Origin of the sequence: Pseudomonas sp. CCC3.1, from assembly GCF_034347405.1 — a bacterium.
Classification (GTDB): domain Bacteria; phylum Pseudomonadota; class Gammaproteobacteria; order Pseudomonadales; family Pseudomonadaceae; genus Aquipseudomonas.
Genome location: NZ_CP133778.1, coordinates 5,637,810 through 5,662,069, shown reverse-complemented (window position 1 = coordinate 5,662,069; position 24,260 = coordinate 5,637,810). Strand labels below are relative to the sequence as shown.

Genomic DNA, 24,260 nt, shown 5'->3' with positions numbered 1-24,260 from the left:
GGCGATCCGTGGGCTGTTGAGGCAATTACATTTACGTAAGCTTGCGCACAGATGTCAGATTGGTAGCACACTAGAACACCGCAAACCGGAGCCCGTGCATGAAACTCTTGGTCGCAGAAGACGAACCCAAAATCGGAATGTACCTACAGCAGGGTCTTGTGGAGGCTGGCTTCACTGTCGACCGAGTTGTTACGGGAACAGAGGCGTTGCACCATGCGTTAAATGAGACCTATGACCTTCTGATCCTGGACGTAATGATGCCCGGCCTGGACGGCTGGGAGGTCATTCAATCTGTCCGCATAGCCGGGAACTCAGTTCCTGTTTTGTTTCTGACAGCCAGGGACGGGGTTGATGACCGGGTCAAAGGGTTGGAACTAGGAGCGGACGATTACCTAGTCAAACCCTTTGCATTTTCCGAATTGCTTGCTCGCGTCAGAAGCTTGCTCCGCCGTGGTTCCGCCGTACCCAACCAAACATCTATCAAAATCGGCGATCTGGAGGTCGATCTTCTGAAACGACGTGCCTCCCGCTCAGGTCGACGCATTGACCTCACCGCCAAAGAATTCTCCCTCCTAGAACTCCTTATGCGCCGTAGAGGGGAAGTCCTGCCAAAATCACTGATCGCATCGCAGGTTTGGGATATGAACTTCGACAGTGATACCAACGTGATCGAAGTAGCAATTCGCCGGCTCCGGGCCAAAATCGATGATGATTTCGACACTAAGCTGATTCAGACCACCAGGGGAATGGGCTACATGCTAGATGCGCCGGATACTGAATGAAGCGTGTATCTCTTACCTTCCGTTTGAGCATGATGTTTGTCTGTGCCGTGGTAGCCGTGCTGGTTGTAGCAGGCTTTACCTTCGATGCTTTTAGTAGACATCACTTCAAAGCGCTCGACCGTCAAGCGATGACGGAAAAGCTCGTATCCATTCGGCAAATCATGGATGGCGAGGCCGGCTCCGTAGACTCTTCAGAAGTGGTGTTACAACTGCAAGCCCTGCTGGGCGCCCATCAGGAGCTTTCAGCATCGATTGTCACCAACGGAGGGAGGACGATCTTCGCTACTCCCAACGGAACTGCACAGCCTACCGCTGCGGTTCATGAGGCTGGGGAAGGTTTGTTGGAGTGGACGGCTGGCGGCCATACGTATAGAGGCATGAAGGCCCAAGTTCATTTAGTGAATGAAGCTGAGCCACTAACCGCATGGTTAAGTATGGATATCACCAGTCACATGCACTTCGTTGAAACTTTGCGTTGGTGGCTGGTCATTGGGCTGGCTATCAGCGCTCTGGTCAGCGCAGCGTTAGGGTGGCTGGTGGCGCGCAGCGGGTTAAAGCCGGTCGCACAGGTGACGCAAGTCGCGGCCTCAATGTCAGCCGGTTCGCTGAAAGAACGCATCCCGATGGACTCGGTGCCTCGTGAGCTTGAGAGCCTTGTCTCTTCTTTCAACGCCATGCTTGCTCGCCTTGAAGAGTCTTTTGTTCGGCTGTCCAACTTTTCAGCCGATATTGCGCACGAGCTACGAACCCCTATCAGCAATCTGCGTACACACACCGAAGTCATCCTTTCAAAGAAACGTGCACCGGACACTTATGAAGAGAATCTCTATTCAAACCTGGAGGATCTGAACCGACTCTCCAGCATTATTGACGGCATGCTTTTCTTAGCAAAATCGGACAACGGTCTGGTTCTACCTGCCAAAGAGAAAGTCGAGTTGCGTTCGGTGGTCGAAAAACTTTTCGAGTATTACCAGTTGCTGGCAGAAGACACCGGAGTAAAGCTACAAGTCTCCGGACACGGCGCGGTCTATGGTGACGGTACGATGTTGGATAGGATGATCTCGAATTTACTTTCTAATGCGCTCAGGTATACCCCTCCTGACTGCACTGTCTCCGTAAAAATCGAGTCGTTGGGTAGCATAATCAGCTTGTCAGTGAAGAACCCCGGCGAGGAAATAGCTGGAGAACATCTGCCCCGGTTGTTTGACCGTTTTTACAGAGTCGATCCTGCACGTAGAGAGGGTGCTACGAACAACGCGGGGTTAGGTTTGGCAATCGTCAGATCACTGGTTGACGCCCATGATGGCGCCGTTGAGTGTGTCTCCGGAGGAGGCTATACGACCTTTGAGATCCGCTTACCTGCTTGGCCTGCTGACTGAGAATAAAAGAAAACTCCCGTGCCTCTTCTTTGAGGAACAAGGCCGCAATGCGGCCTTGTTTATTTACGGCGTCACTCGTGTGAATGGCCGTGCCCAGCGATCTCAGAAGTTGCGTCTTTTTCATCGCCTCCGCAGGCCGTCATCAAACCAAGGAAGCAGATCAGGAGCATCGAACGGATCATGGTTGTTGGGGTTTTCATTGGAATACTCTTCAAAAATGGATGAAATTGAATGACATGTGGTCAAGCAGCACGCTGCGTTTCTTGCCGTAGCACAGCCATCGCTGCTTCTGATTACTGTTTGACGCCCAAATAATCGCCGCTGGTTTTCAGTGTGATGGTCACGTCGTTAGTGCTGCGATTACGCCAAAACCAGCCATGGGTGCCGTCAAAAATGGCGGTGAACTCACCTTTATCACTTTTGACTTGCTTGCCCTTGTTGTAGCTGTGGAAGTACCCCTTTTCGCCGTTGTAAGGCTCTCCATGAGTGTCGTAGTTCACAGGCCCACCTGCCGCTGTCCATTCATAGCTGACAGCCTTGTCCTTCAGCACTTCCAGTTTGATTTCTGTCCCTTCACCTGGCTTGAGCGTGACGGTCATTTGATCCGTCTTTAACGCAGGGGCAGGTGTCGCAACCGGTTGAGTCACTGGTTGAGCCACCGGTTGGACTTGCGCAACCTGCGGAGCCGGGGCTGAAGCCGCTGGTTGAGGTGGAGCTGCATCCGCCAACGCCTCTTGGGCAAGAGTGATCTTCAGTTCGCCCATCTGGGTCAGCCCCAGTGTCCGGCCCACACCTGTCGGATCAATGGCGTATTCCGAGGGCATGACCACGGTCACCAAAAGGCCGGCTGCAACCAGCATTGCAATGACAGTCGAGCGCACCAGTTTGCGAGTGGTAGGTAATTCATTAACAGTGGGAAGCGGAGTATTGAACATGGTCAGAATTCCTTACGTAGAGACAAACAGGCCAGTGATCTGATAACCCATCAGCAGGAAACCGGCACTCATCATGGCGACGTTGGCGGTATAGGCGTGGCGCCAGAAGCTGCCAGTGCGCCGCCAAAACCCCATCAGAATTAGAATCGCGCTGAGGGCAAGCAATTGGCCGATCTCGACACCGACGTTAAAGGCGATGAGGTTGGGAATCAGGCCGTCAGGCGAGATTTCGTACTCCTGGATTTTGGTTGCCAGACCAAAGCCGTGGAGCAGGCCGAATATCAGCGTGGCCACTTTGGTGTTGGGTTGGAAACCGAACCAGCGCTGGAATGCACCCAGGTTGTCGAGCGCCTTGTACACCACTGAAAAACCTATGATGGCGTCGATGATGTACGAGCTAATGCTAATCTCGGTGAGCACACCAAGTAGCAGCGTGACCGAGTGGCCTACAGCGAATAGCGTGACGTAGAGCCCCACGTCTTTGAGGCGATAGAGGAAGAAGATCACCCCGAACAGAAACAGGAGGTGGTCGTAGCCCGTCATCATGTGCTTGGCGCCCATGTAGATGAAAGGCAGCAACATGACGCCGGAGCTTTCCTGGATGAAGCCCTTGTCACCTTCCGCGACGGCGTGAGCCATCGCCTCGGGCATTCCCAGGAAAAGTACAGCGACAAGTAAAAACAACAGCAATACGGGGCGGTGCAAAGGCGCAGTAAACGCGCCGACGCCGCTCATCGAATACGAATGCATAGATCAATCCTACGTTGCAGAGATCGAAGGCCGCAGTGCGGCCAAGGTCAAGACGCGAACGAAGGACGGGGTGGACGCTCGATCAAAAATATCGGCGGCAGGGGAACAGAGTCTCGAAGCGCATCGACCCGGATGGATAGCATTAGGGGGGTCGCCAGCATCAACGCTGCTGTGAGTTGCGGTGTTTCGTGCTGGTGATCAGGGGTCAATGGCGAATGGTAGTGATCTGAAAGGCTCGAGTAGCTGGATGAAGCCTCTTCGCCGTGGGAGTGATGGGCATCTTGCGCGATCTCCCAGGCTGGCTGTTTCGACGCCACAGATAACGAATAGGTATGCCCAGCCCAAGCCACCAACATGGCGAGAGCAAGTGCGATTACCACCGTCGTTGTCAGTGTTCTGCTGAACATGGCGTTAGGGTTTCAACTCGTTTTATAGGGCTTTTACGCGTTTGACCACATCCCCCTGGGGGGGATAGGATGCCAGCGTAATTCATTGAGGCCTGAGGCTCAAGTCATGAGTGAGCACGAACACGAACACAGCCATCCCCACACCCACCAGAGTCATGAGGCAATCATCAAACGTCTCAAACGGGCAGATGGGCATTTACGCGGCATCATCACCATGATCGAAGAGGGTCGTGAGTGCGTGGACATCGCCCAGCAGCTGCATGCGGTTGAAAAAGCAGTGTGCCAGGCCAAACGTACGCTCATCCAGGATCACATTGATCACTGCCTGGAGGACACCGTTTCGGCGCTAGGCAATGGCGAGCGCGCACCACTGGAAGCTTTCAAGCAAATCACCAAGTACCTCTAGGTCTGTCATGCCCAATTTTGCTGAACTGCTGCAACAAGGCGGGGCTCACGCCTGGCTGTATTTCCCGAGCGCGATTCTGCTCGGCGCCTTACATGGCCTGGAGCCGGGACATTCCAAAACCATGATGGCGGCCTTCATCGTGGCCATCCGTGGCTCGGTCAAACAGGCAGTTTTGTTAGGTTTGGCCGCGACGTTGTCGCATACCGCAGTGGTGTGGTTGGTCGCCATCGGCGGCATGTACCTGGGCAAAGGATTGGACGCGCAAACCACTGAGCCGTACTTCCAGCTTGCCTCCTCTGTACTGATCATCGTGATTGCGCTTTGGATGCTCTGGCGTACTTGGCGCGGTGAGCAGATGTTCAAGTTTGAGCAAGGTGATGATCATCACCACGGCGAGCACGACCATGGTCATGATGATGAGACCCATCGAATCGATACCGGCCATGGCCGCATCGAGCTGTCGATCTTCGAGGAAGGCATGCCACCGCACTGGCGCCTGAAGACACTGACCGGGCACGCTTGGGCTGCCTCAGATGTTCGCCTGATGACTACTCGTCCGGACGGTAGCACCCAATCGTTCTCTTTCGTTGAGCGCGACGGCTTCCTGGAGTCGACGGTCGATATTCCGGAACCACATGAGTTCAGTGCTCGCTTGAGTCTTGGGCATGCAGGTCACTCCCATGATTACGATCTTCAGTATCAGGAACACGATCACGGGCATGCTCATTCCGAATTGGAAGGCTTAGAGTTGTCGATTGATGGCTACCAGGATGCGCATGAACGTGCGCATGCCAACGATATACGCAAGCGCTTCACCAATCGCGAGGTCACCACGGGCCAGATCGTCATGTTCGGCCTGACTGGTGGTCTGATTCCTTGTCCGGCTGCCATTACCGTTCTGTTGCTATGTCTTCAGGTTAAAGAAGTCGCACTGGGAGGCATGCTTGTCCTGTGTTTCAGCATCGGATTGGCGCTCACCTTGGTCACTGTAGGTGCTGCGGCGGCAATTGGTGCTAAGCAGGCCTCCAACCGTTGGCCTTGGCTGGGCACCGTGGCTCGTCGTGCTCCGTACCTGTCCAGCGTGCTGATCATTGGTGTTGGTCTGTACGTGGGTTTCCATGGCTGGATCGGCCTGAACGCTTGAGGCAAGTCTTTCGTGTTTGAACTTACGAGCTACATTGGTCTGTTCGTGGCGGCATTCGGTGCCGCGACGTTATTGCCGATGCAGTCTGAAGCCGTGCTGGTCGGGATGTTGCTCGCCGACCGGTACGTCGTTTCTACGCTATTGGCGGTAGCCACTGTTGGCAATGTGCTTGGCTCCGCACTGAACTGGCTTCTGGGCCGTTCTGTTGAGCGATTTCGCCACAAGCGCTGGTTCCCCGTGAGCGAGAGCAAGTTAGAAAAAGCCCAGCATTCCTATCTGCGCTACGGGCGCTGGTCACTGTTGTTGAGCTGGGTGCCCATCATTGGCGACCCGCTGACAGTCGTCGCTGGAGTCATGCGCGAGCCACTCTGGAGTTTCCTGCTGATTGTCACCTTGGCCAAGGGCGTGCGTTATCTCGCGCTGACCGCCGTCACCCTGGGGTGGGCATGACGATGCCTACTGACCCGCTTTCCCCACTCAAGAGCCGAAGCAGTAGCCTAGATCTGATCAAGTGGCTAGCGATGTTGACCATGGTTATCGATCACTTGCGGTTGGTGTGGCCGGAGTTGAGCAACCTGTTCATTCCGGGGAGAGTTTCCTTTCCGTTGTTCTGTGTCGCTATTGCAGCCAACGTGGCGCGCTCCAAACAGGGTGAATTGCTGACTGCTGCGAACGGTCGTTATCTTGCCTTGATGCTGTTATTCGCCGCCATTTCAGAAGTGCCTTATCGCTACATCAGCACCTCGGGATCATTCAACGTGTTGGTGACGCTGGCATTGGGGCTGGTGATTGCCTGGGGATGGCAACATCGCACTCTGTTGAGCAGCGCTATGGCGTTATTGGCCGCCGCGATTGCCTACGTGCTGGATGATCCACTTATGTACGGCTTCTACGGTGCACTTGTACCAGCGGCTGTCTTAATAGCAATCAAAGGCCCCGGTGTTCTTTGGCTGCTGCCTGCGGTTCTATGCTTGATGAGCAATACGCGAAGTAGCATCGTAATCAAAGCGCTGGACTTGGAAGTCTATTCATTGGTGGCTTTGAGCACCGCGTTCGCGGCGCCGCTGATCGGACTCTGGCTACTGCGTCAGAGCTTCACTTTCAAGGTCTGGCCGGTACGGCAATGGGGATACTGGTTCTATCCGGGCCACCTTGCCGCTTTGCAAGCGCTACGGTTGCTTGTCTGAATACCGGTCACCAGCTTTAGCAAGTCTTAGGAACTCACGATCATCTGTTGGGCCATCGGCGATGCTGATCATCGATCACGTATGGATGTTCGTGATCCACACCTTCCTGGCCGTCGATGTGCGCGTGATCGCCCGGCAGATTCTCATGGGTGTGTTTGATCGACTTCTGGTCATGAACTGGGCGCCAGATTACGATGCTGACCAGTAGTGCACTGCCTGCCACAGCGGCGAGGCCAACAAACGACGCCGTGAGGCTGATGTTGGCTCCCAGCCATCCCGCCAGTGGATAAGTAATCAACCAGCAAGCATGGGACAGCGCAAATTGGGCGGCAAACAACGCCGGGCGATCTTCGGCATGTGCCGAGCGACGCAACAGGCGACCGCTTGGAGTCTGGGCCAGCGAATAGCCCACCCCGAGCACCATCCACAGCGGCAGCAGGAAGTTGTAGATGGTCAGGTTGATACCGACGGCCAAGCCTGCGACCAGTATTCCTCCGCCAAACAACATGGCCGTTCGGTCTTTGATGTTTTTCAGCAGGCGAGGCAAGACCAGGGCCGAGATCATGGAACCACCACCAAACGCAGCCAGCGCCAATGCCGTTGAGCTTTGAGGCAGAGCGAAGCGCGACTGAACCATCACCACGGTATTGACGATGACCATGGCACTGGCAGCCGCTACCGTCAGGTTGAGAGCCAGCAGCCCTCGCAGGCGGGGCGTCGCTAGGAATATGCGCATGCCACGAGTAGTTCGTTCATAGATGCTGCGTCGTGGTACTTGCTTCGCCTTTGGCAACAACACCGTGGCGACTAGGGCGGCAGAAGCGAGGAAGCCGATGACCGTGCCGGCGAAAAGGCTGTGGAAGCTGATCACCGTCAGGAGCGCGGCAGCGAGCATCGGGCTCGCGACACTTTCGAGATCGTAAGCCAGACGCGATAGCGACAAGGCACGGGTGTAGTCGTCTTCATCCGGCAGGATGTCTGGAATGGTCGCTTGGAACGTTGGAGTGAACGCTGCCGATGCGGACTGAAGGACGAAAATCAGCACGTAGATTTGCCAAACCTCGGTCACAAACGGGAGAGCAAGCGCGACCAGCGCCCGCACCAGATCCAGCGAGACCAGCATGGCTCTGCGAGGCAGGCGCTCTGCAAAAGCCGCTGCAATGGGCGCTACGCCAATATAGGCCGTCATTTTTATAGCCAACGCCGTGCCGAGAACGGCACCTGCTTGGGCGCCTGCTAGATCGAACGCCAGTAAACCGAGCGCGACGGTGGCAAGGCCAGTCCCTAAGAGTGCAATCACCTGAGCCAGGAAAAGATGGCGATAGGTTCGGTTGGCTAGGATTTTCAGCATGAGAAATCTCAAAAGGAAGCGCGTACGACTATCTGGTTACTGAGATTTCCCGAAGATAAAAGAACTACGAGTTTCTCGTTTTCAGATGAATTCATATCCCCCCTAGGGGGATATGAATTCATCCTAAACCAGAGCCAGAAGTAGCTCAAGAAATAAGCATTCGACCTTTGATCGAGTCTCCGGAGAAGTAGCTTGCTCAGTGAAGGCACTTAGCCATACGCTGCCGGGCGTGAGACCTCTCACGGATATAAAATATGAGCAAGGAGCAAGCCCTGATGAAACTGTCCGCCATTTTGATCGCCGCTTTACTTTCGATTACGTCCGTTGCTGCCTTCGCACACAGCGGCGGTACTGATTCAAAAGGTTGCCATCGCAACCATAAAACCAACGACTACCACTGCCATTAAATGGCCAAAGCCCAGCGTCAGGCTGGGCTTTGGTGTGAGCTGGTCACTTCAGATCTCTGGGTGTCTGACGGACGCTGTTTAATCCGCTCGTGATCGCTAGCGCAACAGATGTACTGCCAGACCAGCGAGCGCACAGGCCATCAGTACCTGAATGACGCCGCGCTTGAAGCGGAACAATGCTATTGCGGCTGCGATGGCGATCAATGCAGAGGGCCAGTCGAGGTTACCGCTGAAGCCTTTCGGCCAAAGCACGTGATACCCGAAGAAGCACGCCAGATTGAGGATCACCCCAACTACGGCGGCGGTGATGGCGGTAAGCGGTGCAGTGAACTTGAGTTCGTTGTGGGTCGACTCAACCAGAGGGCCACCCGCAAGGATGAACAGGAACGAAGGTAAGAAGGTGAACCAGGTCACCAGGGCAGCTGCGACAGCTCCGGCCAGAAACACCTGATCAGCCCCGAACACTTGCGAGACATAGGCCCCGACGAAGCCGACGAAAGCCACCACCATGATCAGCGGCCCTGGCGTGGTTTCCCCCAGCGCAAGGCCGTCGATCATCTGTGTCGGGGTTAGCCAGCCATAGTGACCGACTGCGCCTTGATAGACATACGGCAGTACGGCATAAGCCCCGCCGAAGGTCAGCAATGCAGCTTTGGTAAAGAACCAGCTCATCTGGGTCAGGGTTCCTTCCCACCCAAAGAGCGCGGTCAAAACACCCATCGGCAAAGCCCATAGCACGGCACTAATCAGTGCGAGTGAGGCCAATTTCAACCAGCTGAACCGAGCATGTTCGGGGGACGGCGTGTCGTCATCGATTAAGGCCGGGCCGAAGGATTTTTTGGCGGCGCTATGGCCACCGGCTCTGAATTTTTCGGGTGCCATTCGCCCCCCGAAATAGCCAATCAACGCTGCCCCTAAGACGATCAGCGGGAACGGAACATTGAATGCAAAGATGGCGGCAAATGAAGCCGCTGCTATCGCCCACAGCCAATTATTCTTCAGTGCCCGAGAGCCGATTCTATGCGCCGCCTGCACCACGATGGCCGTCACGGCGGGCTTGATGCCGTAGAAAAGTCCGGCTACCACGGGTACTTCGCCGAACGCGATGTACATCCACGACAGCGCGATCAGGATGAATAGTGAGGGCAGTACAAACAGCGCGCCGGCGATCACGCCTCCCCACGTTCGATGCATCAGCCAACCAATGTAAGTCGCCAATTGCTGAGCCTCGGGCCCTGGCAACAACATGCAGTAATTGAGGGCATGTAGAAATCTGCGTTCTGAAATCCAGCGTCGCCGCTCCACCAACTCCTGATGCATGATCGAGATCTGGCCCGCAGGCCCGCCGAAGCTAATGAAACCGAGCTTCAACCAGAACCAGAACGCCTCACGCAGACTAATCTGTTCAGGCCTCAACGGATTCGCTTCAACCTCTGGTGCCATAACTTTACTCATTGGGTTGCTCCTCTTTCACAAACCCGGCGAGCAGGCCGTCGAAGATGGCGCTCGCGGCAGCCAGAAGTTGGTCGTCGTCGGAAATGGTCTCTCGCAGCCCAGCAAGCACCCGCTCAATCCCGGCAGCCTCCACCGGCTGAATACCGCCAACATCGAGGTAATGCACAAGGGCAGCAATGCGACCTAGACCTTGTATCTGGATTTGAAAACTGGCCTGTAGGGTTTCAAAGGTGACGCGGTTACCAACATGGCTGAAGGTTGCGTCATCAAAATCAAACCCCAAGGCGTTGACTGGGCAGTCCTGTGGAGTGTTCAGCCAGACGATCTGAGCTTGCGGGTCGATGAAGCGGCGGATCAACCAGGCACAGGCGAGCCGGTCGACCCAGGGACGTTTACGCGTTGCCCAGATACGGCCCTGATAATCGCTGAGATTGAGTACCGATATCGGTTGATTACTGCTGTGCGGCTCATCCGGCGACAGGGCTCTACTGACTGCCGTCTCTAACTCCTGTAGAGCCGCATCAATCTGGTGCTTTGGTTCACCTGGGAAGTAATCGATGCTCGCTATCTGATCGTAGGCTTTGCGCAGCTTGCGGATTTGTTTGGTCGTCGCCAGCGCATTTTCAGCATTCAACTGCTCACGGCAGCCTTCGATCTCTCCACCAAGTTTGGTGTAGTCATCCTTGCGGTCGAAAAACTCGATAAAGCGCTCACCGTTGGGATCAACTACAGGCAGGAGGTAGGCGGTGCCATTGATGGCCAATATGTCTCGTTCGACAGAAGTCAGAGCTTCGCGGCAAGCGCTGGTATCAGGGAGCAGGTAAACACCGTCACGGAGTACAGCGGCACCTGAAGCTTTCAAGGCACGCCAGGCTCGCATGCGCTCGGTGGCGTTGGCGGTGGGTAAGCCAAGGATCAATGCGAGCCAATTTTTCATGTAGGAATATCTACTCGATATGTAGTAATCGCTACGCTACTCCTTGCTGCAAGGCTTGGGAAGCGGTGCTCAACAAAAGCAGTTGTTCAGAGGGCATTCGGAAGAAGGAACAGACACGCAGACTTGCGGTGGTCATTGCGAGCGAAGCCAAGCTTCCATTTTTTGCAACCTTCCTCTACGTAAAAGCACCGGTTTTCCTAAATCCAACATCACCAACAATCCCTGCCTTTCGCATGTTGAAGGGAACCAATCAGCGATTTCGACGTTGCAGCGTTTGGCGTCACCTACCGCCCACTTAATAATCATGTCTGCTGCGGCACGGTAGTGATCCGCCATGAACAGCCTTTTGCCGTCTTCTGACCAGCCTCTCATCGCAAGCTCGTCGGTTACGTCGATGAGTCCAGCGTCTCCAAAGAAATCGGTCGTATCTGGATAATGAATACCTGCCAAGGACACCTTGGCCACGCCGGATTTTCGGTCGAAGTAAGACAGGAAATGCCATCCTCCCGTTGTACTACCTGGATCTGGAAAATTGATCGCAGCTTTGCCAGTGATGTAGTGCGTGCGGGAAACGCGTTTGAGATCAAAATCGAAAAGCGGCTGGTTCATGGGAGTGTTTTGAGCCGGGCCAGCCCCTGTTTGATATGACCAGCGTTCTCACCAATTGTGTAAAGCGCACCACGGACGTTGTCGCCGACTTCCGCATGTCCCTGGGCTTCCACCTGGAGGGTCAGCTCCATGAGCGCAGCCTCAAGGGCCAGCTGGTTTTGGTACATCCTTTCCAGTACATCTGATAGGGAATACTCACCCTGCATTTGGCTCACCTCCATGTTGGGAGCAACAGCATAGCAATAGGCTTAAACGTGTAGGCGCTTTTCCAAACTGGCCTACAGCTCATCACCATTGAACTAATCATCATGCGCATGTCCCTAATGTCGTGCTGATAGCCGCCCGATTAGCGCGGTTCGGAGCTCCCCACTCTCACGCAAAGGTTTGATGAATCATGAAGAGCGAACAAGTTGAAGGTGTAGCAGAAAAGCTGGCCGGCAAGGCGCAGAGCACGGTCGGGAAACTAATTGGTGATTCGAAGATGGAAGCTGAAGGTGCGGGACATCAAGCGGCTGGTCAGCTGACTAAAACCTATGGCGATACACTGAATAGCGTATCCACGTTCGTTAAAGAAAAACCAGTCGCCGCCCTCGCGATTGGTGCTGCAGCGTTGATCTTGATAAATCGCATTTTTCGTCGTTGAACGTGGAGGAGGTGTCTCCAGCCAGGTGACACCTCTCGCTAAAGTCCTGCCCTCTTCGCACTCCCGCTACAGTTTTCTGCCAGGAGAGTGCGAGGGTAATAAACCTGCAGCCTCTTTTGCCTCGAGTAGCCTTTGCTCAGCGTACATAGCCGGATCATCGTCTGGCAGCGGGTAGCCTGCAGCCGATAGGGCCTGGGCCCGCTCCTCAATCAGCACGCGCTCGGGAACGCGAAACGCTTGGTAGGATCTGCCTGGTACGCGTTGAGTTACGCCAACTCGCAACTCCTCAGGACTTACTCTCCAGCCGGCATCGTCTGGGTGCTTGGTAAGCTTGTAACCAGAGCAGTTAGGCACGTGGTGAGTGATCTCGTACTCTCGCCATACGGCCATAGCTTGACCGTCAATCTTCTGTGGCCTGCACTCAATCAGCCAAGCCACCGCATTGATGAGTTGCCCATGTGAAAACACGGCGATGTCCTGGGCAGGATGCTCTGCAAGTCTATCTAAGAAAGACTGACCTCTAGATATAAAGTCCAAGAATGACTCGGCGCCTTCACCATCCGTGAACGCTGGGTCTGACTTGGCCCAGTATCCCTCCACCCAAGCTCGTCTCTGGGCAACGGTCGTGTTGATACACCGTGCAGGTTCAAGGTAGGTGAACTCGTGAATGGGCCATATTTCAAACGGCACTGAAGGGAAAGCAGCCACTGTCTGCATTGCAGTTGCTTGCGCTCGGGAGAACGGCGAGGCAACGATCAGATCTGGGGCTTGAGCGAATGACCCTGCCACTTGGCGCGCTTGCTCGACCCCCTTTGGGGTAAGAGGGATGCTCGCGTGATCAAGGCTGGGTTGGCCTGCGTTGGCCGCGCTTTCTCCATGGCGGATCAGCCTGACGTGCTTCACCGACCAAATATCCCCACTATTTCAGCCATCCGAACCTGCTCTCTACGTTATGGGCAACACCACAAGTGCCTACCCTTGCCCAAGGATACACCGCAGCCATGAGCACGAAACACATCACGTAGAAAAAGAGGGGTCGCGATAACCTGGAGGTTTATGTATTCCAATATTTTTGGACTGTGCTTCTGGCAATGCCAAGCTTTTCAGCGATTGTTTTCCTGTCGAAACCTTGCGCTTTCAGGGCTCGAACGTAATCTGCATAAAGCGGCTGCTTAGGCTTTCCCTGGGAGCGCTTGATGAGCTTTCCATCACTGAATTGCTCCTCTACCAACTGCCACCCTCCGGACATCTCGAATTCCCTGATTCGCAAGGCAGTACGTTGCAGGGCTTGCGAAGGGAGCTCGTCACCCTGAGCCGCAATGGCGAGAGTAACCATAGTCAAAAGGTCGAGGCCTAGATAGTCAGCGATCTCGTCCAGTTTCTCCAACGTCGCGTTCGCTCGGGCCTGCTCAAGCTTCCCCACGTACGTTCTGTGCGTTGCCCCCGCCAACTCTTCGTAACTCAACCCCTGATGAGCACGAGCTCCACGCAATGCTCCTGCCAGCGCTTCTTTCAGATGCATGAGTCGGATCCTCAAAACTGAGGATAGAGCCACGGCAAGCGTGTTTCGATAAACAGATCATAGTGATATTATCGTGACATATGGTTTGCCAAGCAGTCGTTTGATCATAGCGGCGACGTCTGGATTGGTGATGGATTGGTCATCAGAGCAGCACCTAAGACACGGCCAGGGACGTCTCGATGGGAGACGCGCTCATCAAGTCCGGCGTTTATGGCCAGCGTGAGCCCGCCTGCAATAGTCACTGAGCGACGTCTTGGCAAGAACCAGATCCACTTTTTTGAGCGATGGCAGGGATAGTGAGTGATGAAGTTCGATTGCGTGAAAGTTTCAGGAAAAGTTGACTACGTTCGATCTGTTGATCGAATGAACGGCGGACATAAAGCTAAAGTCAGCATTGATGGTGCAGTTATCCCGAATTTGCAAGTATCGAATAAGCTTTACGAAGAGTTAGAAGTCGGCGAAAACGTAACTTTGTATGGACTTTTCAAAAGAAGTAATGACAAGGAAAAAAACACAGGCATCTTGTACGGCCTAGCGAAGCAAAACGGCGAGAAATCATTTGCAACCCAGTATAGATATCAAGTCCCGCTTTTCCTGACGGTCACTGCGACCATCGCATTTTGCTTAACTTTCGTCGCCGGCTGGATAGCTTCGATATTCCCAGTGCTTTTCTTGTTTGGAGAAAATTCGGATTATATGTATACCACTACGGTATTTGCAGTAATTGAGTCGAGCTTGGTTGCCGCATTTTTCCTGTGGAGGGCATGGGCGATGTTCAACGCTACATCTGATCCTGAAGCTTGGGAAACTACCGAAGCCGCAGCGCTATCGAGTCGCTTTAGTAAGCTCCACAAGTAATTGTCCTGTGCGTAGGGCACGCTAACACCCGCCCCGGCTTCAGGATCGCTGCGCCAGACTTTCCTTTGGCTGCGAGTATCGGGCAAGCGGAGCGCGCAGGCGTGTGGGATGGACGCCCGTAGGGACGAGACGTGGCTTGCCACGGCTCGGTTCACGCCAGCCATCCGCCGAAGGCGGCACGCCATAACCACCGCCCTGCTTTGTGAAAAGGAGGCTTAAATGACCTGCGATTTACTCCGCGAGCGTGAGAGGACTAGGCGAAGGGTTCTGTGGGCCCTTGCATGCCTCCGTCCTGGTGATCCCAACGCATCCGACCTCCTTGTCATCCTCGATGATCTCGACGACCAAGAGCGAAACGACACCCCCTGTAGCGATAAGCTACTCGACCTCATTGAGGTTCGTAACTCTGTCTCGGTGATGCGTCATAACTCCGGAATCGACATCATTTTGGAGAAGACTATTCCGCAACCCTGGAGAGAGCGTTTCCACCAAGCAAGCATCGGGTCGACCAGAGTTCCTGATGGGCCCTACGCCACAGACTGGGACAAGTTTGTGAATGAATGGGAGCGTGAGATGCAGCATGTGCAAAACCATCGACTTGCAAAGGCTGCTAACAGTTAGAACGGCTGGTTCGAGCGATGGCGGCGCAAACACACGAGCAGTCGGTGTAGCCGCTGAAAGTCGCAACCTTCAAACCGGAGCAGCAAGGTGGAACGGCCTTCTTTTTTTATCGATTTCGAGGCATCAGGGATAGCCCCAGATAGCTATCCCATTGAGGTGGCTGTCGTGTCGAATGAAACCTGGTTCAGTTCGTTGATAAAGCCAGCCCGCTATTGGACGCATTGGTCGTTCGATGCGCAAGACATGCATGGTCTTACTCAGGATCATTTACTTCAGGAAGGTGATGCCCCACCAACTGTGGCGGAACGAATGAATCAGCTGTTTTCAGGGCAGGTGCTTTGCAGCGACTCACCTCAAGATGTTTTTTGGCTCGATGTCCTCTACGAAGCAGCAGACCTGATGCCGACCTTCGAGTTGAAGCCTTTGGAAGTGTTTGTGGGTCGGGAGGCTGCCAGTGACATTTATCGCCTACTGCCCACGACTAGGCACCACCGAGCTCTCCATGACGCAACCGCTTTGATGAACGCATGCCGTGCTTTGTTCGAAGCTTGAACTACCAGAGGGGTGTATACCTACCCTCACCTATGCGAAAGCGATGAGTCCATTGAAGTATGGATGTAGCACAGCGTGTGCGACCGCTCGAACCGAAGACAGGTGATCACGTGCCTGGTAGGCATGGCAAGCGGAGCGCGCAGGCGTGTGGGATGGAAGCCCGGAGGGCCGAGACCTTGGCATCGCAAGGGCTCGGTACACGACAGCCGCTCCCCGCAGGGGCGCGCCCCAACTGAAAGCTCAGGGTCATCAAAGCTCCGCATCCCAAGCATCCATAGCCTCGCTCACAGCCGCGTACCACTGGAGATCACCAAGTTGTAGAGCGTTCGCGATTTGCCTATTGGTATTGCCATCGACCCAAGTGGGGAGACTCTCTATGGCTCCTGTGAACATGCTTGCTGAAGCGACAGCGAATTGTCCCTTACTCATAGACTGGAGGCACACGTAGCGAACTGCAGCGCCAGTCTGCATCCGACGCCAAGCCACCACCTCAATACAGTCCATGGTGCTCATAGAAGCCTCTATGGTGGCACTCGCTCCCTGTTCCACCCGAATGTCTGCCGCAACTTCGAATGAGCCGCTAGCCGCTCCTGGTTTGTGGACGAGATGCTTCAACTGCTCACGTGAAGCGACGATCTGTTCGCGAAGCTCTTCAGGATCGATGGACATCCCGCCCTCCGGTGTCACCTTGAGGGTCTTCAAGGAGTTCGCCGCCAGGATGAACTCGCGTTCACGCGCTTTCTCCCACTCGGAGCGACGGTCGGGGCTGATAAGGTTCCAGAGGCGTGAAAGCAGCAACAAAACCTTCTCCTAACCTTAAGCCCAAGACTTGAATCCATTGCTAATGAACCATGGTATCTCAACACTACCGTGTGAATGATAGACCCGTGCCAGAATTCACCGAATCATTCGCGGCCAGGCAGAATCGGAGCGATTCCTTTGACCGTTTTCTCTCTTGCAAGCTCACGAGCAAAGTCATCATCTCTTAAAGCCTCAAGCTTCTCCATCTCTACGTTATATTCTTGAATTGTAAGGGTAGAGCCGAGATGGGCTCTGAGTTTACGAGAGTATTTATCGAACTGCTCCATGGCTCGAATTAGGAAAACATTGCTAACTGTAGTGCTATACCCCTCAATCTCCTTGAATGCTGCATGTACATAGCCCATGATAGTCGCAATTGATTTCTGGCCGGTATACATCTTAACCTCCTCAAGATAGCTTTCATCAGAAAGCAACCTGACTTCAAAGTCTCCTGCACGCCTATATCTATCCCGCTGTACAAACTCCATTACCAAGTTCGTTATAAACGAGTGGCGAAACATGTGCGCGCATGCTTGTTCCTCGATGCCAGCAAACCTGCGCACTGAACCGATCTCATTACCAAGGGATGTTTCTGAAAGCGGAGTTCCGGTTGCTGATGATACAAATACGAAGCCATGATCTTTAATACTCGAAAATTTATTTCTTACAACTTTACCCCTGTGAAACTCAATGTATGAGATCAGTTCATTGAGAAACATCTTATTTACGGGTATTTCCCTTTCCTCGCTGTCGTCGCCCTTCAGCGTGATAAACCTAAGCATAGGATGCTTCATCTCATACGCGGTCAGGACATCTACGACCTTAAGACTCGCAACCTCTGAAAGCCTAGCCCCAGAGTTTTCCAATGTTGAGATAAATGCATGCCGCCGAATCTTGATGAACCGTGAGCCCCCCATTTCATCGACAGCGCTCCTGAGCTGGTCGACATGAACAGCAGGAATCGCATTCCGCTCGTGCCTCCTACCACCAGGTGGAAATGCATGATGCCACACACTGTGCACAGCATAATCACGACCACGCTTATCTTTTTTCACTGTAACGTTTTCAGTAATCTTTATTCGCCCTCCAATCGCGACGAAACTGGGTTGCTCATAAAGCCCTCCAATATACTTTAGGAAGTCTATACATACAGTCCCAACGTCTACAACGGTGAGTGTGGCTTTCTTCTTCTCACGAAGATTTTTGGGATCTACTTCCGTACTTAGATGATGAATAAAACGCGTAAAGTCGTTATCTGATAGATCTATAAAATCAATGTTTGAAGCATAACAGAATCTAACCAACTGACTGATTTTTTGAGCATACTCACCAATCGTCCCACCTTTTCTACCTGTACGCGCTAACCCTTTACGCTTCATCCTATTGGGGCGAACCGTAAGGGAAAGCATGTAGAGATTCGCGGCAAAACAGGGTGCCCCGTTTGGCCAATTGATGAATGTCAGATTGCTCGCATCCCTAGTCACGAGCTTCCCCAGTGCGTTGTGGTCAAACAACTCAAGCTCAGGAACCACTGAATAAAGCTTACGCTCATGGAAATTACTCACTCCTTACTACCTTTAAAGACTGGATATTCTCGTGAGATGGAATCACATCAAAAGGAGACTCATTAAGCGAGACTATTGCCAACAGTGCATTTACGGCTTCGCTAGCGCTTTTATTTCTAACAGCCTCACTAGAACCATCCCTGGTTTCTTTGATTCCCGATATAGCAGTGGAAAGCCCTTGAAGTAACCTGAAATTAGCGCGGCGCAGTGCGACCACCGTGCATTCTAACTCGCTATTAATTTGCTCTAGCCCATTTTTGGTCTTCTTGGTAGGCTTGTTGCCCCTTTCGGCATACGCAGCAATTGCATCCTTAGCCACGCTCCTAAGACGCTCTAGCCCTGCGAAACCGTGATAACCAAGTAATTCATCGGATTTTTTTTTGAGGGTGTTCAGACTCGTGGGGGCGATAGCGTATTGCTGGCCAGCCAAATCGAACTTGTAAGAAAGGGAAGCCAAAGCTCCCTGATTTTTTAGAGCGGAAGTAACAACCTCATTTGAAACGTATTTTTCAACATCGGCAAGTACGTCCTCTAGCAAAATCTGTCGCGCCTTGATTGACTGATTGTGAACTTGAATTTCCGACCTAGGCTTACCCATGATTACGCCCCCTTTACGTGAACAAGAACCTGCATTTCCTTGCCATAAGCACCAAGAACAAATACAGGCTCAAATTTGACAATGCCTTTACTCATCAAATGCTCTAGATGCTCCGAAAAGGATTCTTGATCTACAAGACGCACATCATCCGTTCCGAACTGTTCCTTCATCAACGCACGTAACGATTTATAGTTATGCACATCACCAGTGAAGAATTTCTCAGCAATAATTTGGGCTTCCGCCCCACGGAGGGATGCGCCATCTGTGGCATCTGTAATGTACCTCCATGCATGCTCAATATCGTTATGCCCGAGAATCCAACGAAGCGTATCTATGCGTCCTTTCCCATATGCGTGAAAGAACAACAGGGCCGCTACACGGCGCAACTGGTGCTGCCTGATATAATACCGAAGCCCTACTTCATTAACTTCGCTCTCAAAGTAGTCACACAAGAAGTCAAAGCATGTATTCATGCTCATTTTTGTGGCGGAATATATTAACTTTCTGCCATGCAAAGACGGAACGGAGAATATAGTAGGAGCTTCCGCCGAGAATCCAGCATTGATGAGCTCCTCCTGAAGGCGTACTAATTGCCCAAGCATCTGTACCGCAAGGGGATCAATAGGTCTGGCATCGGATTTCCGGAGACCATACGTATTGGTTGTGCTCTTTTCTCTCATGAACATCAGCCAAGTATTCGTGGAGTCGAATGCTCGGGCCGACGGGATCTGCAAAAGCTCATCTATTCGGCGAGCCATAAGCAAACCAACAACAAATTGAATAGCACCAATATAAACGTAGACAAGTTCAAGCAAGCCTGCATTGGATCTTAGCCGCTCAAAATAGTTCTGCTTCGTTCCCTTTCGACTTTCAAGACCACTGCCATCGGCATCACTTGTATTTCTACAACCAAGCCCCAGTTTTGTCACGCCGTGATGTTTCAAATCACTGCCAACAATTGAAACAACCTGCTCATCGGTTAGGCTTGTAAGCGTTGTGTCATGCTCATCACAGTATCGAGCCAACCTGCAAAACCCCTCAATAACGAGAGGGCCCAGCTCGTAATGAAACTCGACAGCACCTTTGAATAATTTAAAAATCGTGCCGGACGGCACTGTCACATAACGACCAGGTTTGGCTAGCTCTGGCATGTAACCTTTAATTCTATCCAAAACTCGCTCATTGGGCCCTGGCACTCCAAGTTTCTTGAGCAACCCCATTCCATACAAAAAGTTGTAAAATAGCCTGTACTGGGATTCGGCCATGAGACTTCCCGACCTAGAAGTAACCTTTACTCCCTCCATCTCACGCTTATAGGACTCACCAAGCGGATAAAAACTAAGAATTTCATGCCTAGGCTTGGCCATGTCCCCACGGATAGTATTTGGGTAAACCTCGGCTGAGATGCGTACAGAGTTTACCGTATAGCCAGCACCTCTATGTCCGTCGTAGTGGCCTTTATAATATAAAGCGGCCCGAATACGTGGAATATCATCAACGGAAACATTAAGCTCGTTGGACTCGAGCTGAGTAGAACTTATCTCTAACATCGACGGATTCTCTTCCAATATGGAAGCAATCGTCGCGCCTGGTATTTCATCCAAGAGCGCTAGAGCATACTTACTCAATTTTTCTGACCAATCATACAGCGCTTCGGCCACGGAGGATTCTGAAGACAGCTTATTTAGGATCCATTTCAAATCGCCTTCAGACAAGCCTGCCAATCCGGCACTTGAAAGCTTGAGCTCATGTGCGTGAATTAGCAGGCAGTCAATAACACCCACGGCGGCGTGAAACTTCCGTCTTAATGTCTCAACACTTTGAGAATTAGCCATTTCAACCAGGCTATTTCGCGTGGCGCCAATGAGGGCGTATTTAAGACCGTTCAACAGATCTAGGTTTTCGTCATCGGTGAGGTATGAATTGTTGTCTAGGGCTACCTTCCAGTTTAGCAGAATGGGATCGCCGTTAAAATTCACGCTCCAGACGAAAGCATTAAAATCAGTGGTTAGCCAGGATGCTTTACGGAAAGCTTCTGCTGGCGCTAAGCGAGGCTCGCCGAGGAACCCAAGTTTAGATGGAGCATTCATATACAAACCTCTCCACAGACTCTGCGCTAGCTGTTAATGCCGCCTTGTGGAGATCACTCCGATAAGTGGCATCTCGGTGCTTACTAATCTCCCCTTCTAGAAAGCCTGCGTAACTCGCCCAGTAGACTGCCTTAGCACTAACCTTCTGATTGGGTGGCGCTTGCTCAACAGCCAATTTTATCGAGAGCAGCACGCTCAAAATATCGACAGACACTAACGCATATACAGTCCCGTCGTTCTCAATCTTTTCATGATGCCCATCTGGATCTTGAAGATACGCAGGAATATCTCCAAAAGCATGATTCACTAGAAAAGCGTCTAATTCAGCCAAGCTTGAGAAATTGCTGGCCCGAAATAAAAACGGACTATCTTTAAGACTATGACAAATTAAGATCTTGTTAAATACTCGCATGCGCCTTTCATGCAGGAAATCGATAATCACCTTGGGCAAATAGTGATCCATGAGGTTAGGATCGTAGCTCTCATGACCTAAAGCCTGAGATGTAGTTTCAGCGCTATGCGTCTCAATAAATATCTCGGTTACTCTGGATGCGCGTACGGAAGACGCACTCACCATCTCCAAAAACTTAACGAGATCATCTTCAGACATGTCCGTATGAGGACGAAATTGAGCTAAAAGATTGTTTCTCAAATACGTACCAGGTTTAAGTGTTGACCTCGACCACGGGGTTAGGGTGCTTTTGGCAGGCGGTGAAAATGCGTTACCGCATGTAATGAACAGCTTCCTCCATGAGGGATCACCCTGTGATTTCAAATACTCACGTAGGGGCGCAGTGATCTCAATAATTTGGTCGACCAAAGCTTTAGTTTCTGAGGTTAGCGTGATTTTTTGTTCAGACCTTCCTGCCCCCTTACGATCCTTGTACCCCACCAGCTTATACACCGACCCGTCCAGTACATATCCAGATCTCTGCCCATGCTTATTCCAAAGATCGAAATCACCCAGAAACTCTGACGTAATTATCGGATGCCTTAGAATAATTAGGAGCTTAAATGGCATTAGACTCCCCGCCAGTGGCATCCCCATATAGCTGGCTAAATCAGAAGCAGGAGTCTGAGAATCTTTTGTATCCACTGACAAGGAAGCGTAGTGGCTGTATGGCTCTCCGTACCCGTAGGTTTCGAAAATACAGCAAATATTTGGGATTATTAGTAGGTGTCCCTTCTTACGTTTAGTTGTATCTACCAACTCTCCCTGCGCAGCGAGCTTTTTACGACGAAGAACCCTACCATATAGATCTGCTATCTGAGCCTTGGCCCATCCCTCAATAATCTTCAGCCGCTTAGATATGGAAATAAATAATATTTCAATAGCTTCAGACTCAGTAAGATGTAATGGTATTTCCATTACGAGCTTGACTTTTACATCAGCGCCATCTTCGTTTTTTCTGATATTAGTCGACTGACCATCGATTCGCTTCGCAGGTGCTAACGGCAGCTTCCCTCCCAATGGCTCCGCCCATACACCTGGAAGAATGAAAATCTTCTCAATGAACCCAATATACTTATTCCAAGTCTTCATTTGCGCGTCGATATCCAGCCCCAAGGCCTCGCCACTCATGAAAAAACTTTCCCTGAAATCCCAGAAGAAATTGTAAATCATTGTCGAATCGTTAAACGTGTATTCAGGCCAAGAATCACTATTCTGACTCAGAAAACCAGCCATCTTATTCGGCATAGTTAACTGTGTAGCTCCATACCCTGAAATATGGAGTCGTAGCTGCTCATACAGGCGGGATGTAAAATCATGACCATGACTGTTATGAATATTGGCAAAGTGACAATACAACGTGGTGCCTTTACGGTTTTCTACAGGCCATCCAGTCCAATATTTGACTTTACGCTGGTCAACCCCATGAAGTATTTTCTTCCACTTCGCATTATATTTTTCTCTTAGTCCACTTCCATATTCTGTCGGCGGCATGGAAGGGACGTAATTACGCGCTTCGAGCAAAATATCTTGCAGATAAACGGAAATCTTCGCGCGCGTCACGTCAGACGTACCGACCAAATCCTGTTCGAACAGCGCTCCTTGAAAACCCGCAACGATGTGGGTCAGCTCTGACGACGAAAGCTTCAAGAAAGACAAGGGCTGGTTGGTGATGTCACAAAAGCATTCGAGAAGCTTCAATGTCGTCGTCGACGGCACCTTCCTACGCTCAGCGCAACGCTGAAACAACTCCACCACATCAGGCGCCAGAGCTCGGAAGGGATAGGTTTCGATGGGCGATCCTTTTTTGACGATTGTCACTTACAAAATCCGTGGTGAGCTGGCTGTAATCTCCATTCTACAGGCATTCCGAATAACTGACAAAAAAATGCGAATGGCAAAATCTGGGAATTGCTCGATGACATGCTCAACGCGCTGCTGTTTGCGTTGATCGGGATGGAACTGTTGCTGCTGCCGTTCTCGTGGCTGCACTTGCTGGCAGCCAGCGTGCTGGCCTTGGCGATTTTGCTCTCGCGCCTGCTCACCGTGGCCCCGGCCATTGTGCTGCTGCGCCGCTGGCGTACGGTGCCGCGCGGCACTATCCGCATCCTCACGTGGGGCGGCCTGCGGGGCGGTGTTTCGGTGGCCTTGGCCCTGGCGTTGCCGCTGGGCCCTGAACGAGACCTGATCCTGAGTATTACCTACATCGTGGTGCTGTCTTCGATCCTGTTCCAAGGCCTGACCATCGGCAAACTGGTCAAACACGTCACCAAAGATTCACCGGCTGCGACGCAGTCTGAACACACGCATTAATCCTCGCCCCACCCGTAGGTGCCACGGCGCCTACGGGGATTTGCCCCTCCTCCCGGCGTTTCCCGTCAGCTTGGCTACACTCCTTTTCTAAATGTAAGAAAGTACGTCACGAAAAGGAGAGAGGGATGAGTACGTCTGCCACCTATGCACCACCCCGGCGCCATCTTGGCGCTAACATCGTGATCATCACGGCCCTGGTTGCTTTGTGCATTACGGCGTGGAGGTTTTTCACCCCGCTGTCAGGCGTAACAGGCTCCGGTGGCGCGATTGTCACAATGCTGGCTGCCTTAGTGTTGTTGATTGTTGGCGTGTTACTGACCAAGACAGGGCCCGGAGGCGCCAGGAATTTTTTCCTGTTCTTGGGTTGGGCCGGTGTGATCGGAACGTTTTTTGCCGCGTTGCTGCTGCATGGCTGGTGGACCGCGGCCGTACTGGTCGTGTGCGCTGTGGGTGTCGTCATTGAAACGTTTGGCGGCAAGCCAACAAGGAGCGCGTGA

General features: G+C 52.4%; 24 protein-coding genes and 2 pseudogenes. 12 read left to right on the top strand and 14 right to left on the bottom strand.

The features are described 5' to 3' along the window. The first annotated feature begins 98 nt into the window (after positions 1-98). Both RHM56_RS24910 and RHM56_RS24905 read left to right on the top strand, forming a co-directional pair. Positions 99-782 carry a heavy metal response regulator transcription factor gene (locus tag RHM56_RS24910; protein WP_032894827.1) on the top strand — a complete coding sequence of 228 codons (684 nt, stop codon included), beginning with the start codon at positions 99-101 and terminating at the stop codon, positions 780-782. Next, complete coding sequence (locus RHM56_RS24905) at positions 779-2,161, top strand: heavy metal sensor histidine kinase (protein WP_047338274.1); 1,383 nt, start codon at positions 779-781, stop codon at positions 2,159-2,161. The genes RHM56_RS24910 and RHM56_RS24905 overlap by 4 nt, the downstream gene beginning before the upstream one ends. Before the next feature lie 293 nt (positions 2,162-2,454). Here the strand turns inward: RHM56_RS24905 and RHM56_RS24900 are convergent, their stop codons facing one another. Next, positions 2,455-3,096: a hypothetical protein gene (locus RHM56_RS24900; RefSeq protein WP_032894825.1), complete on the bottom strand. Its 642-nt coding sequence runs from the start codon at positions 3,094-3,096 to the stop codon at positions 2,455-2,457. Between the two features lie 12 nt (positions 3,097-3,108). Further along, positions 3,109-3,846: a HupE/UreJ family protein gene (locus RHM56_RS24895; RefSeq protein ID WP_032894822.1), complete on the bottom strand. Its 738-nt coding sequence runs from the start codon at positions 3,844-3,846 to the stop codon at positions 3,109-3,111. A gap of 513 nt (positions 3,847-4,359) precedes the next feature. Between RHM56_RS24895 and RHM56_RS24890 the strand changes: the two genes are divergently transcribed. From RHM56_RS24890 to RHM56_RS24875, 4 genes are read left to right on the top strand one after another with little or no spacing between them, the layout of a single operon-like run. After that, positions 4,360-4,659: a metal-sensing transcriptional repressor gene (locus RHM56_RS24890; RefSeq protein ID WP_032894820.1), complete on the top strand. Its 300-nt coding sequence runs from the start codon at positions 4,360-4,362 to the stop codon at positions 4,657-4,659. A 7-nt stretch (positions 4,660-4,666) separates the two neighbouring features. After that, a complete protein-coding gene (locus RHM56_RS24885) occupies positions 4,667-5,803 on the top strand; it encodes a nickel/cobalt efflux protein RcnA (protein WP_032894819.1) in 1,137 nt (378 codons plus the stop codon). 12 nt (positions 5,804-5,815) lie between these two features. After that, positions 5,816-6,253: a YqaA family protein gene (locus tag RHM56_RS24880; RefSeq protein ID WP_032894818.1), complete on the top strand. Its 438-nt coding sequence runs from the start codon at positions 5,816-5,818 to the stop codon at positions 6,251-6,253. Positions 6,254-6,255: 2 nt separating this feature from the next. Continuing rightward, complete coding sequence (locus RHM56_RS24875) at positions 6,256-6,990, top strand: TraX family protein (protein ID WP_032897726.1); 735 nt, start codon at positions 6,256-6,258, stop codon at positions 6,988-6,990. 40 nt (positions 6,991-7,030) lie between these two features. On the opposite strand, the gene RHM56_RS24870 is transcribed toward RHM56_RS24875, so the two are convergent. Further along, positions 7,031-8,341: an MFS transporter gene (locus RHM56_RS24870; protein WP_032894816.1), complete on the bottom strand. Its 1,311-nt coding sequence runs from the start codon at positions 8,339-8,341 to the stop codon at positions 7,031-7,033. Between the two features lie 254 nt (positions 8,342-8,595). Between RHM56_RS24870 and RHM56_RS24865 the strand changes: the two genes are divergently transcribed. Next, positions 8,596-8,748 (top strand): YHYH domain-containing protein, encoded by a 153-nt coding sequence (locus tag RHM56_RS24865; protein WP_223656464.1) that lies wholly within the window; start codon positions 8,596-8,598, stop codon positions 8,746-8,748. Positions 8,749-8,844: 96 nt separating this feature from the next. Here RHM56_RS24865 and chrA read toward each other — a convergent pair whose 3' ends face one another. The 4 genes from chrA to RHM56_RS24845 form a co-directional block, all read right to left on the bottom strand. Then, positions 8,845-10,203: a chromate efflux transporter gene (gene chrA, locus RHM56_RS24860; protein WP_032894815.1), complete on the bottom strand. Its 1,359-nt coding sequence runs from the start codon at positions 10,201-10,203 to the stop codon at positions 8,845-8,847. Next, complete coding sequence (locus RHM56_RS24855; RefSeq protein ID WP_032894813.1) at positions 10,196-11,140, bottom strand: chromate resistance protein ChrB domain-containing protein; 945 nt, start codon at positions 11,138-11,140, stop codon at positions 10,196-10,198. The genes chrA and RHM56_RS24855 overlap by 8 nt, the downstream gene beginning before the upstream one ends. Before the next feature lie 132 nt (positions 11,141-11,272). After that, a complete protein-coding gene (locus tag RHM56_RS24850) occupies positions 11,273-11,749 on the bottom strand; it encodes a hypothetical protein (protein ID WP_032894812.1) in 477 nt (158 codons plus the stop codon). Continuing rightward, a complete protein-coding gene (locus RHM56_RS24845; RefSeq protein WP_032894810.1) occupies positions 11,746-11,955 on the bottom strand; it encodes a hypothetical protein in 210 nt (69 codons plus the stop codon). The genes RHM56_RS24850 and RHM56_RS24845 overlap by 4 nt, the downstream gene beginning before the upstream one ends. A gap of 188 nt (positions 11,956-12,143) precedes the next feature. On the opposite strand from RHM56_RS24845, the gene RHM56_RS24840 reads away from it, so the two are divergent. After that, positions 12,144-12,392 carry a CsbD family protein gene (locus RHM56_RS24840; protein ID WP_032894809.1) on the top strand — a complete coding sequence of 83 codons (249 nt, stop codon included), beginning with the start codon at positions 12,144-12,146 and terminating at the stop codon, positions 12,390-12,392. Between the two features lie 294 nt (positions 12,393-12,686). On the opposite strand, the pseudogene RHM56_RS24835 reads toward RHM56_RS24840, so the two are convergent. After that, positions 12,687-13,295: pseudogene (locus tag RHM56_RS24835) on the bottom strand (histidine phosphatase family protein); the annotation flags it as partial. Positions 13,296-13,446: 151 nt separating this feature from the next. After that, the gene (locus RHM56_RS24830; RefSeq protein WP_032894808.1) at positions 13,447-13,914 is read right to left on the bottom strand and encodes a transcriptional regulator; all 468 of its coding nucleotides are present in this window, start codon (positions 13,912-13,914) and stop codon (positions 13,447-13,449) included. Positions 13,915-14,217: 303 nt separating this feature from the next. Here RHM56_RS24830 and RHM56_RS24825 point away from each other — a divergent pair, with 303 nt between their 5' ends. Both RHM56_RS24825 and RHM56_RS24820 read left to right on the top strand, forming a co-directional pair. After that, entirely contained in the window at positions 14,218-14,772 is a 555-nt protein-coding gene (locus RHM56_RS24825; RefSeq protein ID WP_032894807.1) for a hypothetical protein, read from the top strand. A gap of 708 nt (positions 14,773-15,480) precedes the next feature. Then, positions 15,481-15,945 (top strand): hypothetical protein, encoded by a 465-nt coding sequence (locus tag RHM56_RS24820; RefSeq protein WP_050499462.1) that lies wholly within the window; start codon positions 15,481-15,483, stop codon positions 15,943-15,945. Positions 15,946-16,194: 249 nt separating this feature from the next. Here the strand turns inward: RHM56_RS24820 and RHM56_RS24815 are convergent, their stop codons facing one another. The 5 genes from RHM56_RS24815 to RHM56_RS24795 form a co-directional block, all read right to left on the bottom strand. After that, positions 16,195-16,746: a hypothetical protein gene (locus tag RHM56_RS24815; protein WP_047338033.1), complete on the bottom strand. Its 552-nt coding sequence runs from the start codon at positions 16,744-16,746 to the stop codon at positions 16,195-16,197. 104 nt (positions 16,747-16,850) lie between these two features. Continuing rightward, positions 16,851-18,311 carry a tyrosine-type recombinase/integrase gene (locus RHM56_RS24810; RefSeq protein ID WP_047338034.1) on the bottom strand — a complete coding sequence of 487 codons (1,461 nt, stop codon included), beginning with the start codon at positions 18,309-18,311 and terminating at the stop codon, positions 16,851-16,853. Next, positions 18,304-18,909, bottom strand: coding sequence for a hypothetical protein (locus tag RHM56_RS24805; RefSeq protein WP_050499460.1), 606 nt, complete (start codon positions 18,907-18,909; stop codon positions 18,304-18,306). The genes RHM56_RS24810 and RHM56_RS24805 overlap by 8 nt, the downstream gene beginning before the upstream one ends. A 2-nt stretch (positions 18,910-18,911) precedes the next feature. Further along, complete coding sequence (locus RHM56_RS24800) at positions 18,912-20,999, bottom strand: hypothetical protein (RefSeq protein WP_032894804.1); 2,088 nt, start codon at positions 20,997-20,999, stop codon at positions 18,912-18,914. Then, positions 20,983-23,271, bottom strand: coding sequence for a hypothetical protein (locus RHM56_RS24795; RefSeq protein ID WP_032894803.1), 2,289 nt, complete (start codon positions 23,269-23,271; stop codon positions 20,983-20,985). The genes RHM56_RS24800 and RHM56_RS24795 overlap by 17 nt, the downstream gene beginning before the upstream one ends. An 84-nt stretch (positions 23,272-23,355) precedes the next feature. Between RHM56_RS24795 and RHM56_RS24790 the strand changes: the two are divergent. Both RHM56_RS24790 and RHM56_RS24785 read left to right on the top strand, forming a co-directional pair. Next, a pseudogene (locus RHM56_RS24790) lies at positions 23,356-23,763 on the top strand (cation:proton antiporter); the annotation flags it as partial. A gap of 125 nt (positions 23,764-23,888) precedes the next feature. Further along, the gene (locus tag RHM56_RS24785; protein WP_322237002.1) at positions 23,889-24,260 is read left to right on the top strand and encodes a hypothetical protein; all 372 of its coding nucleotides are present in this window, start codon (positions 23,889-23,891) and stop codon (positions 24,258-24,260) included.

Excerpts from the sequence above, each read along its gene's own strand:
- RHM56_RS24850 (WP_032894812.1), bottom strand. The coding sequence starts at position 11,749 with ATGAACCAGCCGCTTTTCGATTTTGATCTCAAACGCGTTTCCCGCACG.
- RHM56_RS24895 (WP_032894822.1), bottom strand. The coding sequence starts at position 3,846 with ATGCATTCGTATTCGATGAGCGGCGTCGGCGCGTTTACTGCGCCTTTG.
- RHM56_RS24870 (WP_032894816.1), bottom strand. The coding sequence starts at position 8,341 with ATGCTGAAAATCCTAGCCAACCGAACCTATCGCCATCTTTTCCTGGCT.
- chrA (WP_032894815.1), bottom strand. The coding sequence starts at position 10,203 with ATGAGTAAAGTTATGGCACCAGAGGTTGAAGCGAATCCGTTGAGGCCT.
- RHM56_RS24910 (WP_032894827.1), top strand. The coding sequence starts at position 99 with ATGAAACTCTTGGTCGCAGAAGACGAACCCAAAATCGGAATGTACCTA.
- RHM56_RS24875 (WP_032897726.1), top strand. The coding sequence starts at position 6,256 with ATGCCTACTGACCCGCTTTCCCCACTCAAGAGCCGAAGCAGTAGCCTA.
- RHM56_RS24845 (WP_032894810.1), bottom strand. The coding sequence starts at position 11,955 with ATGCAGGGTGAGTATTCCCTATCAGATGTACTGGAAAGGATGTACCAA.
- RHM56_RS24830 (WP_032894808.1), bottom strand. The coding sequence starts at position 13,914 with ATGCATCTGAAAGAAGCGCTGGCAGGAGCATTGCGTGGAGCTCGTGCT.
- RHM56_RS24825 (WP_032894807.1), top strand. The coding sequence starts at position 14,218 with ATGAAGTTCGATTGCGTGAAAGTTTCAGGAAAAGTTGACTACGTTCGA.
- RHM56_RS24840 (WP_032894809.1), top strand. The coding sequence starts at position 12,144 with ATGAAGAGCGAACAAGTTGAAGGTGTAGCAGAAAAGCTGGCCGGCAAG.
- RHM56_RS24800 (WP_032894804.1), bottom strand. The coding sequence starts at position 20,999 with ATGAATGCTCCATCTAAACTTGGGTTCCTCGGCGAGCCTCGCTTAGCG.
- RHM56_RS24865 (WP_223656464.1), top strand. The coding sequence starts at position 8,596 with ATGAGCAAGGAGCAAGCCCTGATGAAACTGTCCGCCATTTTGATCGCC.
- RHM56_RS24785 (WP_322237002.1), top strand. The coding sequence starts at position 23,889 with ATGAGTACGTCTGCCACCTATGCACCACCCCGGCGCCATCTTGGCGCT.
- RHM56_RS24805 (WP_050499460.1), bottom strand. The coding sequence starts at position 18,909 with ATGGGTAAGCCTAGGTCGGAAATTCAAGTTCACAATCAGTCAATCAAG.
- RHM56_RS24890 (WP_032894820.1), top strand. The coding sequence starts at position 4,360 with ATGAGTGAGCACGAACACGAACACAGCCATCCCCACACCCACCAGAGT.
- RHM56_RS24900 (WP_032894825.1), bottom strand. The coding sequence starts at position 3,096 with ATGTTCAATACTCCGCTTCCCACTGTTAATGAATTACCTACCACTCGC.
- RHM56_RS24885 (WP_032894819.1), top strand. The coding sequence starts at position 4,667 with ATGCCCAATTTTGCTGAACTGCTGCAACAAGGCGGGGCTCACGCCTGG.
- RHM56_RS24855 (WP_032894813.1), bottom strand. The coding sequence starts at position 11,140 with ATGAAAAATTGGCTCGCATTGATCCTTGGCTTACCCACCGCCAACGCC.
- RHM56_RS24905 (WP_047338274.1), top strand. The coding sequence starts at position 779 with ATGAAGCGTGTATCTCTTACCTTCCGTTTGAGCATGATGTTTGTCTGT.